Annotated in this window: 12 protein-coding genes and 1 pseudogene; 7 read left to right on the forward strand and 6 right to left on the reverse strand. The window is 43.5% G+C overall.

Annotation, left to right across the window (positions count from 1 at the left end; genetic code table 11):
* Positions 1–87: 87 nt before the first annotated feature.
* Positions 88–780 carry a FadR/GntR family transcriptional regulator gene (locus E2K93_RS07635; protein WP_135438528.1) on the reverse strand — a complete coding sequence of 231 codons (693 nt, stop codon included), beginning with the start codon at positions 778–780 and terminating at the stop codon, positions 88–90.
* A gap of 288 nt (positions 781–1,068) precedes the next feature.
* On the opposite strand from E2K93_RS07635, the gene galE reads away from it, so the two are divergent.
* The 6 genes from galE (at position 1,069) to E2K93_RS07665 (ending at position 6,230) form a co-directional block, all read left to right on the forward strand.
* Complete coding sequence (galE, locus tag E2K93_RS07640) at positions 1,069–2,076, forward strand: UDP-glucose 4-epimerase GalE (RefSeq protein ID WP_135438529.1); 1,008 nt, start codon at positions 1,069–1,071, stop codon at positions 2,074–2,076.
* 15 nt (positions 2,077–2,091) lie between these two features.
* A complete protein-coding gene (locus E2K93_RS07645; RefSeq protein WP_135438530.1) occupies positions 2,092–3,129 on the forward strand; it encodes a UDP-glucose--hexose-1-phosphate uridylyltransferase in 1,038 nt (345 codons plus the stop codon).
* A gap of 2 nt (positions 3,130–3,131) precedes the next feature.
* Positions 3,132–4,280, forward strand: coding sequence for a galactokinase (gene galK / locus E2K93_RS07650; RefSeq protein WP_135438531.1), 1,149 nt, complete (start codon positions 3,132–3,134; stop codon positions 4,278–4,280).
* Between the two features lie 154 nt (positions 4,281–4,434).
* Positions 4,435–5,109, forward strand: coding sequence for a single-stranded DNA-binding protein (locus E2K93_RS07655; RefSeq protein ID WP_189637888.1), 675 nt, complete (start codon positions 4,435–4,437; stop codon positions 5,107–5,109).
* Between the two features lie 9 nt (positions 5,110–5,118).
* Positions 5,119–5,550: a thermonuclease family protein gene (locus tag E2K93_RS07660; RefSeq protein WP_135438533.1), complete on the forward strand. Its 432-nt coding sequence runs from the start codon at positions 5,119–5,121 to the stop codon at positions 5,548–5,550.
* The gene (locus E2K93_RS07665) at positions 5,547–6,230 is read left to right on the forward strand and encodes a TVP38/TMEM64 family protein (protein WP_135438534.1); all 684 of its coding nucleotides are present in this window, start codon (positions 5,547–5,549) and stop codon (positions 6,228–6,230) included. The genes E2K93_RS07660 and E2K93_RS07665 overlap by 4 nt, the downstream gene beginning before the upstream one ends.
* A 120-nt stretch (positions 6,231–6,350) precedes the next feature.
* Here E2K93_RS07665 and E2K93_RS07670 read toward each other — a convergent pair whose 3' ends face one another.
* The 3 genes and pseudogenes from E2K93_RS07670 to ccoG form a co-directional block, all read right to left on the reverse strand.
* A complete protein-coding gene (locus tag E2K93_RS07670) occupies positions 6,351–6,989 on the reverse strand; it encodes a thiol:disulfide interchange protein DsbA/DsbL (protein WP_135438535.1) in 639 nt (212 codons plus the stop codon).
* A 27-nt stretch (positions 6,990–7,016) separates the two neighbouring features.
* Positions 7,017–7,984 (reverse strand): annotated as a pseudogene (locus E2K93_RS07675) (serine/threonine protein kinase).
* An 8-nt stretch (positions 7,985–7,992) separates the two neighbouring features.
* A complete protein-coding gene (gene ccoG, locus E2K93_RS07680; RefSeq protein WP_135438536.1) occupies positions 7,993–9,438 on the reverse strand; it encodes a cytochrome c oxidase accessory protein CcoG in 1,446 nt (481 codons plus the stop codon).
* Positions 9,439–9,687: 249 nt separating this feature from the next.
* On the opposite strand from ccoG, the gene E2K93_RS07685 reads away from it, so the two are divergent.
* On the forward strand, positions 9,688–10,044 hold the full coding sequence (locus E2K93_RS07685) for a hypothetical protein (RefSeq protein ID WP_135438537.1): 357 nt from the start codon (positions 9,688–9,690) through the stop codon (positions 10,042–10,044).
* Positions 10,045–10,107: 63 nt separating this feature from the next.
* Here the strand turns inward: E2K93_RS07685 and maoP are convergent, their stop codons facing one another.
* A complete protein-coding gene (gene maoP / locus E2K93_RS07690) occupies positions 10,108–10,449 on the reverse strand; it encodes a DUF413 domain-containing protein (protein WP_135438538.1) in 342 nt (113 codons plus the stop codon).
* A gap of 101 nt (positions 10,450–10,550) precedes the next feature.
* On the reverse strand, positions 10,551–11,936 hold the full coding sequence (locus tag E2K93_RS07695) for a formimidoylglutamate deiminase (RefSeq protein WP_135438539.1): 1,386 nt from the start codon (positions 11,934–11,936) through the stop codon (positions 10,551–10,553).
* Positions 11,937–11,945: the final 9 nt, after the last annotated feature.

The raw sequence follows: 11,945 nt of genomic DNA on the forward strand, positions 1-11,945 counted from the left end.
GGATGTGCTGGATGGGCAGTATTAACAAAAGCTCAGAAGATGCTGTTCGATAGAAACTTGACTATCGAACAGCTGGGCAAAAACGCTTTAGTTTAGGTTTTTCTCTATCAAGGCTAATGACTCATCAAGAATCTCTTTCACCGCATCGTGTGCTTTAACCGGATTTCTCGATTTAATGGTGTCCAATATATAAGCGTGTTTTTCAACGTCACCGGATTCACCTTTGGCGGCATTAGTATAACGAATACTTACTTTTAACGCGGTCGCAATAAAGTCGGTAAGCTGGACGATAAATGGGTTACCACTGGCACGCAAAACAGAGGTATGAAACTCAATATCAGAATCTAAGATATCATCTAAGCCTTGCTCCGCTGCTTTCATTCTTTCAAGCGCTTTTTCAATCATTTCCAACTGTTCAAACGTGGCATTCGTCGATGCCAGAGCTGCAGCTTGCGGTTCAATAGCCGCACGAACTTCGGTAAACGATTTCAGTAATTGCAAAGATGGGTTACTGCTTAATATCCATTCCAATACATCTGGATCAAACATGTTCCAGTTGGTTTCAGAGAGAACATGAATACCCTTTTTAGGTCTTGATGCAATTAAGCCTTTTGCTGATAGCATTTTTACCGCTTCACGTGTCGCGCTGCGAGAAACATCAAATTGCTCACAAAGTTCAGCTTCCGTCGGTAAACCGTCTCCAGGCTTGTATTGTCCGGTAACAATTGCTTTACCTAAATCATGGGTTAACTGATAGGTTAGATTGTGTTTTTGTGCCATGTTTCCCTCAAAAGATTAGGTTAATGTCTGCTATCTGTATTTTAATCATATAATAAGTAACTATGGCCTTAAATAGCAACCATTTAGTGAGGCAATTAACCACCTATATATAGGTATTTTTAAAACAAGCGCGATTCTACTGATTTTTTCGCTTAGCTTAGGCAATTTTTATAACTAAGAAACAAAGAGCTACGACAATTATCATTAAATTGTCATAAATCTTCTTGCACAAGCCTTTAATAATATTTATCATACAAATAAAGGTCTTGTAATAATTAGAATAACAATATGAAAGTTCTTGTTACCGGTGGTCTAGGTTACATTGGCAGTCACACATGTATCGCGTTGCACAATGCCGGTATAACGCCAGTCATCCTTGATAATCTCAGCAACTCAAGCATCAATGTATTACAACAGTTGCACAAAATTTGTGGTCAAACGTTCAGCTTCATTGAAGGTGATATTCGTGATCAACATCAACTCGAACAGATCTTTAAACAACAGTCATTCGACGCAGTATTTCATTTTGCAGCGCTTAAAGCGGTAGGTGAATCTTGCCAGCAACCACGTCGTTATTATGAAAATAATGTCTGCGGCACGGTTACCCTGCTCGACGCAATGTATAACAATGATGTTACGCGCATTATTTTCAGTTCTTCTGCAACCGTATATGGTGAACCGCAGTATTTACCGATTGATGAACAGCATCCTATCTCGGCCACTAACCCATACGGCTGGAGCAAAGTTATGGTCGAGCAAATACTCGCGGATAACTGTCAATCAGACTCGCAGCAACTGGCGATTAGCTTGCGCTATTTTAATCCCGTTGGCGCACACTCTAGTGGTCTTTTAGGGGAAAGCCCTAACGGCATCCCAAACAACTTAATGCCTTACATCGCACAAACCGCGGTTGGTAAGCGCGACAAAGTCAGTGTTTTTGGTGACGATTATGACACCAATGATGGTACCGGTGTGCGAGATTACATTCATGTTATGGATTTGGCGGAAGGTCATGTTGCGGCATTTACTAATCACCAACAAGATTCAGGCTTTTTAGCCTATAATTTGGGTACAGGACAAGGATACTCTGTGCTGGAAATCATCGCTGCATTTTCCAAGGCATCCGGTCAGCAAATTCCCTTTCAGATGGCCCCTCGCAGACAAGGCGATATAGCCTGTAATTATGCTGATGCTAATTTAGCCAAGGCCAAACTTGGCTGGCAAACCAAATTAACCATTAACGATATGACACGCGATACCTGGCGTTGGCAGCAAAACTACCCTCAAGGACTGTAACAAGAGCACAACAGTATGAGTCAATTAGAATTTACCCACAGACGTAAGAACCCATTAACTGGAGATTGGGTGTTGGTATCACCGCACCGTAACAATCGTCCATGGTCAGGTGCCACAGAAAACAGCACTGATCTGCAACTACCCGTTTACGATGAGGCGTGCCCTCTTTGTCCTGGTAATCAGCGAGCTAATGACGTTGTTAACCCAGATTATGATAGCACCTTTGTTTTTGTGAACGATTTTGGCGCTCTAGTGAGTGACAATGACAATCGCGTCGAACAATCAGCAAATAATTTCATCGAGGCTGATGTCGCAACGGGCGAATGTCGAGTGATCTGCTTTTCCGCGGATCATAATAAAACATTACCGGAGCTATCTACCTCTGACATTTCACAAGTCATTGAAACCTGGCAACAAAACTTTGTTGAACTATCACAAACGTATCGATGTGTGCACATCTTTGAAAACAAAGGCGAGGTCATGGGTTGTTCACAGCCTCATCCACATGGACAAATATGGGCACACAACCACTTGTCTTCAGAGATCGCTGTAGAAGAACAAAACCTGCGCCACTACCAACAGCAAAATTCAACAAATTTGCTCGGCGATTACGTTGACTATGAAATAGAACAAAATGAACGCGTTGTATTTTGCAATGAACATTGGCTTGTTGTGGTTCCTTATTGGGCGGCATGGCCTTTTGAAACATTATTGCTTGCCCGGGATGACGTTCGCCATATGGGGCAGCTCAATCAAGCGCAAAAAGACGCATTGGCTGATGCTTTAAAAGTACTCACCACAAAATACGACAATGTATTTAATTGCAGTTTCCCGTATTCTATGGGTTGGCATGGTGCACCGAGTGATCTTGATGATGACAGCCATTGGCGACTGCATGCGCATTTTTACCCGCCATTATTGCGTTCAGCAACGGTGAAAAAGCATATGGTTGGCTACGAGATGTTGGCAGAAAGTCAACGCGATCTTACCGCAGAAAAAGCTGCAGACATACTTAATGCTGCTGCAAGCATGCACTATAAACAAGGAGTGTAATCATGACGCAATCATTATCGGTGCTGTTTGAAGAAATATATCAAGCACCCGCACAAGCGTTATCCTCAGCACCAGGAAGAGTCAATATTATCGGTGAGCATACTGATTACAGTGAAGGGTTTGTCTTACCTTGCTCACTGGAATTTTGTACCAAAGTATTGTATCGCAAGCGTAACGATACTTTGGTGACCGTGCATTCAACCCAATATCCAGGCGAACATGACAGGTTTGATGTCTCTGCAGACATCAGCCAAGGCGATTCACAATGGGGCAATTATATTAGAGCCATGGCTTTTGTATTAAAACGCCAAGGCCATCAACTGAGCGGTGTTGATGTTTTGATTGACTCTGATGTGCCACAAGGCAGTGGCTTATCATCATCTGCAGCACTGGAAGTGGCTATTGGTGGTATGTTTAATGACACGGCTAAATTAAATTTAAGCACCGAAGATATTGCTCTACTTGGTCAACAAGCTGAAAATGACTTTATGGATTGTCAATGCGGCATCATGGATCAGATGATCTCCGCCAAAGGCGAACCGGGCTGTGCCCTAAAAATTGATTGTCGCGATTTATCAACTCAGTCTGTGCGTATTCCAGACGATCTAAACTTGGTCATTATCAATTCCAACTACCCGCGTAAGTTAGTAGATAGCGAATACAACCAACGACGCATAGATTGTGAAAGTGCAGCGCAAAAGATGAATATCAAATCGCTTCGTGATGCAAATCTGGATATTTTGCAACAATTTAAAACCGCTTTAACAGATGATGAATATCGTCGTGCCCGCCATGTAATTACCGAAAACCAGCGCGTTATTAGCGCCATTGATGCGCTAGCCAGCAATGACTTAGAAAAGCTCGGTGATTTAATGCAGGCATCCCATGAGTCGTTGCGCAATGATTTTGAAGTAACCGTTGCAGCTACCGATGGCATTGTCGATATCATCAAGGGTGCACTTGCCGATAAAGCGGCTGTGCGCATGACCGGAGGCGGTTTTGGTGGTGCGGTTGTCTGTTTATGTCGGGCTGAAGATGTCGCGACCGTGAAACGTGCCATTGAGCAACACTATCACGCACAATTTGATCTAATCGCCGATATCTATGACTGTCGCGCAGGCAGTGGTTTGGAAATCCTACCCGTTGCTTAGCCGGTAATTTTACGCACCTCATCGAACGATCACTAAAGGCCCAATCACATTGGGCCTTATTTCTGCACATAGATAACACTCAATAACTTTGAAATGGTTGGCGAATCACAGCAATTCGAATATGATGAGGTATCTTTACAAACGCTACACTTTTATGTCTGAAACTCTACGCCCAATCAACAAAAAAGTTGAACAAAAACAACAATGCCATATTATTTTGGCCGGTAATTTGGTTGCCAAGCCAGAAATTCGCTATCGTGCTAATCCCGTGGTGCCGGTTGCCGAATTTGTGATTGCCACCAATCACTCTTGGTTTGATAAGAAAACCAACAGTTATAAAGACTGGACCAGTTATCATGCCTGTCACTTTGAAGGCCAACATGTTGAAGACCAGTTCCTTTATGCGGGTAAAGGTCAGTTGGTGTTAATTCACGGCGCACTGGCGACCAGCAGCAAACGAGAAAAAGACTTTGTGCAAGTTGAGTCGTTATCGCTACTTGGCCACGGCGTGCACAATGGTATAAACCAAATCATTTGTAATGCTACCTTAGCCAGCGAAGTAAAATTGGTAAAAACCGAGAACAATGCCACCTTGGCAGAATTTAGCGTAAGCATTAATGAACCAGGCTTTGTTGAGTCAGATCATCACTTTAATGGCCAACGCATTGAGCGTTTGGTGCATTTGTGGGGTAAAGCCGCGGATTATTTTTATAATAAGTCCGTGCTTGGTCAACAATTACTGATTGAAGGCAGCTTAAGTTATGTCGCCAATAATAAGCGCCAACAATTTATTGAGGCAAAAAAAGTCATTATTTGCCCAGATAAATAACCGCCAGTCATGCAATTAAACACTCTCTGCGCCCTAGTTTTCGGCTTGTTCTGTGTCAGTGCTTTTGGCAAAGATTATGGCAGCATTACCTCGGTGGTGGTTGCCAGCGTTTACGATGGTGACACCTTTCGCGTTAATATCGACAATTGGCCCAGTGTGATTGGTGAAAATACGCCAGTTCGCGTCAAAGGCGTTGATACCCCAGAATTAAGAGCAAAATGTGCGGCTGAAAAACAAAAAGCCAAACTTGCAAAGCAATTTACGTCACAGCTATTGGAAAACAGCAACAAAGTGGAATTACGTAATATACAACGCGGTAAATACTTTCGCTTATTGGCTGATGTCTACGTCGATGGCCACAACTTAGCTGAACTGCTGATTAACGCCGGCCATGGTTATTCCTATGCCGGTGGTAAACGCAGGTCATGGTGTGAGCTGTGAGTCATTTTTATCAACGTCACAAGGCACTGATCAAACTGATACTGATCTTTTTGCTGATCAGTGCAGCTCTAGCTGGCAGTTTTCATGTGCTCGGCGTGTTTGACCATTTCAATCAACAGTGGGTCGATACCACGATACGTAATCAAGGCGCGCAGGGCGTGTTCTATTTTATCGCCGTGGTTGCCTTGGCGATAGCTGTTAGCCTGCCAAGACAAGTCGCTGCATTCGCCGCAGGCTATGCCTTTGGTTTTGTATACGGCACCTTAATTGCGACCTTTGCCGCCGCCATTGGCTGTGCTCTTACCTACAGTTTTGCGCGTTTTATTATTGCTGAAAAAATACGAGCAAGGTTTAGCGATAAAGTGGCCTTGGTCAACAATTTTCTCAGTCGCGATACCTTTGAAAAAACCTTTATTATTCGTTTGATACCCGCCGGTAATAACTTTTTACTCAACCTTAGTGCTGGCATTGCCCATATTCATGCTGGACGTTTTATTGGCGCCTCTTACTTAGGGTACTTTCCGCAAATGGCGATTTTTGCGTTGGCAGGCAGCGGTGTGCAACTGATGTCATTTTGGCAAATCGGTGCCAGCATAGTACTCAGCATCATTGCCACCTTATTGAGCCTGAGGTTATATCGTCGTTATCAACAGGAGTTGGCCAACAAACGTTATTACTAACATGGTATTAATAGCGCGGTATTACGAAGAAAGAATTTCGAGGTTAATTGCCATTCGGGTAGTGATATCAAGGCAATAAAAAAGGCTCCTTTAAGAGCCTTTTTTATTAGTGAATCAATCTTATGACTTCAATGTCAGAAGATACAAAACGATGTTCTTATAATCGTTTAGGAAGTCGCCACGATCTAGCTCGCTGGCATTCACTCGGTATTTACCATTAACGATAATGGTTGGAACACCGGTAAGTGCACCGTTTTTGGTGTACTGTTCTTGCAGCTTTTTCATATGCTTGGCTTTTGAATTCACGCCAAAACTTTTCATTAGCTTATCAAATTGCTCACCATCAACACCTTGCTTGGTAAACAGTTCACGCAATTCAGCTTGTGATGCTAACGGCTTGCGTTGTTTTTGAATCGCATCAAAAATCGCCGCAATCAAGGTTTCTTCTTGTGGTAATTGTTGTGCCACAATCATTGACTTGGTGATTTCAAATTGTACTTGCGGGCTTGCTGCACGCATAAAGTCAACGTGGTTCTTTTCGAAAGTAGCACCTTCTGGCAATGATTTAGCCAAATCTTTCATGAACGGTTCGAAGCTCAAACAGTGCGGGCAGTAGAAAGAGAAGAATTCACGCACTTCTGGTTTTGCCGTTAACGTTTCGCCAACCACGGTGTAGTGTTTGCCTTCTTGGTAGTCTTTTGCACAAGCAGCTAGTGGCAGCATTAATGCCAGCACAAAGATACTAAATAATTTTTTCATCTTTTAAAGATTCCTTTAGAGTTATTGCTATAGACCTTGATTCAAGCTTAGCACGGGTTCCTGCATAGTAGCATATTGCTCTTTGAGCATAAGTATTTGCTGTTCCCAGTATTTCTCGGTGTTAAACCAAGGGAAATTACGAGGAAATGCCGGATCTTGCCAGCGCTTGGTTAGCCAAGCCATATAGTTTATCAATCGCATTGAACGCAATGATTCTAACAATGAAAGCTCGCTATGTTCAAATGAAAAAAACTCTTCATAGCCCATTAGCAAGGTATCGAGTTGTAACAATTTATTTTGTCGGTCGCCGCTGAGCATCATCCACAAGTCCTGAATTGCAGGCCCAGTGCGACAGTCATCAAGGTCAACAAAGTGCGGTCCGGCATCGGTCCATAAGATATTACCGGCGTGACAATCACCGTGCAGACGAATTTGTTTGCCAGGCTTATATTGCCCTAAAGTCAGTTCAATCACTTGGTCAAGAACGGTAATTGCAGCCCCCGCGAAATGTCTGCGGTCTTGATAATGTCTCGCGCTTGCAGTAAATATTCATCGCTATTAATGGCTGGACGATGGAGAAACGGCTTGCGATTACCAATGGCGTGCATGCGACCAACAAAGCGTCCCATCCATTCCAACTGATCAAGATTATCCACTTCAAATATGCGCCCGCCTCGGCACGGAAACACCGCAAAGCAAAAGCCTTTATAGTGAAACACAGATTCGCCATCACGTTGCAACGGCGCAACCAAAGGCACTTCTTCATGCTCCAGCTCCAAGGCAAAGTCATGCTCTTCTTGGATTTGCGCCAAGTTCCAACGCTGCGGTCGATAAAACTTGGTAACGTATTTTACTTTGTCGTCATCGTGAAATTGATAGACACGATTTTCATAGCTATTAAGTGCTAATAGCCCGGAAGCCACATAAAATCCGTGGGCTTCCAACGCGTCGAGAATAAACTCAGGGGATAGTTCCTGAAAACTGAAATCTGCCATCAATACCGTTATCGTTTGTTAAAAAACACACTGGATTGGCGAATCATAACATCTTCATCATCAGGTTGAACCTGTTTCACCACAAAAGATATATCGGTTTGAAATTCCTGCAAATCGTATGGGTCGACAGCAATAGAGATGGTTATTGTATCTATGGTCGCGGCCTTAACACTTACCGTGCTTTGTCCTTGCCACTGATGATTTTGCAACCCTTCAACCGTGAGTTGATAGGTCGAATCAATTTGCGACTTGTTAAGGATTTTCAGGGTGTATACGTTTTCTATTAAACCATCGATATTTTCTCTCGATAAGGCATTACGATCACGAATGATATCGAGTTGCAATGGCACTCGAGTCGCTAAATCGGCAACAAAAAAGCCACACATCACCAATAAAACCACCGCATACATATACAATTTAGGTCTGAGGATATGGACGATTTTGCCCTTTAATGCGGTTTCTGTGGTGTAGCTAATAAGCCCAGGTTTGTACTTCATGCGCTGCATCACACCGTCACAGGCGTCAACGCAGGCACCACAGTTGATGCACTCATATTGTAAGCCGTTACGAATATCAATGCCGGTTGGGCACACCTCAACACACAGGTTACAGTCGATGCAATCGCCTAAGCCCAACTCTTGCGGGTTGGCTTTTCGAGGTCTTGGACCACGAGATTCACCGCGCTTGGTATCATAGGAAACGGTCAGGGTGTCTTCGTCAAACATCGCTGATTGAAAGCGAGAATACGGACACATATGCAAACACATCACTTCACGCATCCAGCCAGCATTACCATAGGTACAGAAGGTGAAAAACAAGATCACCGTCGTTGCGGTAAGTGATGCGTTAAACGTGACAAAATCAACCACCAATTGCTGCATCGGCGTGAAATAACCAACAAAGGTTATGGCGGTAAGTAACGAGAAAAAGATCCAACAACTGTGCTTGGCAGCTTTACGCCAAAATTTGTCGATGTCTAACGGTTTTTGATCGAGTTTTTTGCGCTTGTTGGCGGAACCCTCGAATTTTTCTTCAAACCAAATAAAGATAAAGGTCCAGACGGTTTGTGGACATAAATAACCACACCACACCCGACCGAGGAAGGTGGTGACAAAAAACAAGCTAAAGGCGCCAATAATAAATAACCAAGCCAATAACGTCAGATCTTGTGGCCATAAGGTTAAGGCAAATATATTAAAGCGCTGTTCACCAATATCGAATAAAACCGCTTGCTGACCATTGTAAGAAATCCACGGAATCGCCGCGAACAAAGCCAAAAAGAACAAGTTCATCTTGCGACGTAAGCGCTGAAATAAGCCTTCAACTTTACGCACATATATTTGGTCGCGAGGTTTGTATTGCTGAACATCTGCCGCTTTGGGCTTATGAACTTTGATCTCTTTTACCGGAATCACCTTGCGGGATGCTTGATTCGGCTTGTTTTCTGAGGTCATAATTTATTCCGAAGTGCTAGTCTCGAACATACAAATGTGTATAATCTGAACTAGGGTCTGGCGCTTTTTATTGTAACTTGTGTTAATTATATCAACCAAATCGCGCTAAAGTATGATTTAGATTAACTTTTTTGCTGTTTTTAACAAAAAGTTAACGGCTAAAAAATAGCCCCTAGTAATACATCTTGTATAGTATGGACCACATATAGCATTTGCGGTTGCTATTAAAACAACAATAAGTGAACAACTATGTTTAAAAAAATTTTGGTTATTATTGTCGCTGCTGCCGTTTATTTGCACTTCTATCCTAATGCAGAACTAACGGCGTGGTATAACGAACAAATTGGCAGCGCTAAACAAAACTTTAGTGAAATTGCCGATACGAAAGCTCGCGTTGCACCGAGTAAAATCCTTACGGTGTTGCAACCGGAGTTTAAAAAATACTCTAAGCGAGAAGTGGCTTATGTTGAATCCATTGCCGCCAGTCGTGATGATCTTCGCCTGTTTTATGATGAGTATTGCCCTAACCTGAAGACCAATACCAGGTTGCGCCGCGCGTATTTGCAACAAGTTTGCGATACCGTTGATCAGTACCGCATTCTCTAACCCATATAGCGCAGAGATTAAATCGATAAAAGCCAGCAACTGCTGGCTTTTTTAATGACTGAATTACACTGTCTCGACTTCGTAACGGTAGGACAGTTCGATGCGCTTACCACCGGTACTGACCGTATAGGCTCTGCGCGTACTCGACACCGCCGCTTGGTATTTGCGCCATAGACCCGCCATAGCATGCAGGTTAGCTAACGGTTGCTGTAGTGCTTTGATAAAGTCAACTTCATCATCGTTTATCGGCAGTAACGTGCCGGCGACTAAAGCCTGTAATGTGGCACCATAACGATGCAAAGTATCCACTTCGCGTTTGTTAAAAAAACCACTGCGGGCTAAGCCACGGCTAAAGTTAATATCGTCGTAAAACGGTCTACAACCTGGGCGAATTTGCGTATCCATAAAAACCTCCAAATCTGTTATTGAAGGTTATAACTAAGGCGTGTGACAGTTCGATGACGATATCGTAAAACTTCTATGTCACAGGCCTTAATACACGCTGGTTATCGGTTGTTGCCTAAATCTTGTAGCACTTTAGCAAAAGCATCGGCAATCGCAGCTTGCTGCTGATGTTGACCGTTTTTGATCTGCCATTGACCGTTGACCATTACATCCTGAATTGGGTTATCTTGGCTGGCAAAGATCATACTATCTAATAGATGCTTATTGGCATTTGCAAACAATCGATTACGGCTTTCATCGAGAACCAATAAGTCGGCCTGCTTGCCTATCGCCAATTCACCACAATTACTGTTGGTCGACATAGCACCAGCCTTAGTGGTGTGATGCCATAAATATTGACCAACAGAAGCGGTGGTATTATCCGCTAAAATCGCCCGTTGTTGGCGCACCAGACGTTGTGCGTATTCCAATAAACGCAGCTCTTCAATTGCCGAGACACTGATGTGGCTGTCGGATCCAATAGCCACTTGACCACCTTTGGCCATAAATTCCGTTGTTGGGAAAATACCGTCACCAAGATTGGCTTCTGTGGTTGGGCAAATGCCTGCCACCGCACCGCTGTCGATAATTCCTTGCAGTTCGCTGTCATCGATATGAGTCGCGTGAATCAAACACCAGTGTTGGTCAAGTTGCATGTTATCCAATAACCATTGCACCGGGCGTTTGCCGTAATGGGCAATACTGTCATTGACTTCTTTTTGCTGCTCACTGATGTGAATATGTATTGGTGCTTTGCTATCTAAACCGCGCACATGACTCACCGCGGCTTGTAACGATGGCTTGTCTACGGCTCTTAATGAATGCGGCGCAATACCAACGTTGGCATTTTTATGGTGTTCAGTTAACGCAAAACATTCGCTCACCAATTGATTGAATTGCTCGACATCATTAATAAAACGTTTTTGCCCTGCATTGGCGGGCAATGGCCCAAAACCACTAAAGCGATACAATACTGGCAGCATGGTTAAACCAATGCCTGACTCATTGGCGGCACTGAAAATAGCCTTGGCCATCATCGATAGCTGCGGGTAGTTATCGCCATCATGCTGATGGTGTAAGTAATGGAATTCAGCGACTCGGGTATAACCGGCTTTAAGCATTTCAATATACAATTGTGTGGCAATCACTTGCGCCTGTTCTGAGCTTATCGCATCGAGAAATTGGTACATGATATTACGCCATGTCCAAAAGCTGTCATTACCTTCTGAGCCTTGCTCAGAAAAGCCAGCAAAACCACGTTGGAATGCATGTGAGTGGCAGTTGACCATACCTGGAATAACGGGACCGGTGGCAATTTCGGCACCATCGAGCTGGCCATCAATGATATCGCTGATCACACCATCTTCAATAACCAAGGTCTTATTTTGATGCCATTGGCTGTGCTCGCCATGACTCAATAATATATTTTCTGCGAATAGTTTTGTCATTTCAGTATC

This window comes from Thalassotalea sp. HSM 43, assembly GCF_004752005.1.
Classification (GTDB): domain Bacteria; phylum Pseudomonadota; class Gammaproteobacteria; order Enterobacterales; family Alteromonadaceae; genus Thalassotalea_A.

Coding starts and splice junctions, on each gene's coding strand:
- E2K93_RS07685 (WP_135438537.1), top strand. CDS start 9,688: ATGTTTAAAAAAATTTTGGTTATTATTGTCGCTGCTGCCGTTTATTTG.
- E2K93_RS07670 (WP_135438535.1), bottom strand. CDS start 6,989: ATGAAAAAATTATTTAGTATCTTTGTGCTGGCATTAATGCTGCCACTA.
- E2K93_RS07645 (WP_135438530.1), top strand. CDS start 2,092: ATGAGTCAATTAGAATTTACCCACAGACGTAAGAACCCATTAACTGGA.
- galK (WP_135438531.1), top strand. CDS start 3,132: ATGACGCAATCATTATCGGTGCTGTTTGAAGAAATATATCAAGCACCC.
- maoP (WP_135438538.1), bottom strand. CDS start 10,449: ATGGATACGCAAATTCGCCCAGGTTGTAGACCGTTTTACGACGATATT.
- ccoG (WP_135438536.1), bottom strand. CDS start 9,438: ATGACCTCAGAAAACAAGCCGAATCAAGCATCCCGCAAGGTGATTCCG.
- E2K93_RS07660 (WP_135438533.1), top strand. CDS start 5,119: ATGCAATTAAACACTCTCTGCGCCCTAGTTTTCGGCTTGTTCTGTGTC.
- E2K93_RS07635 (WP_135438528.1), bottom strand. CDS start 780: ATGGCACAAAAACACAATCTAACCTATCAGTTAACCCATGATTTAGGT.
- E2K93_RS07695 (WP_135438539.1), bottom strand. CDS start 11,936: ATGACAAAACTATTCGCAGAAAATATATTATTGAGTCATGGCGAGCAC.
- galE (WP_135438529.1), top strand. CDS start 1,069: ATGAAAGTTCTTGTTACCGGTGGTCTAGGTTACATTGGCAGTCACACA.
- E2K93_RS07655 (WP_189637888.1), top strand. CDS start 4,435: ATGTCTGAAACTCTACGCCCAATCAACAAAAAAGTTGAACAAAAACAA.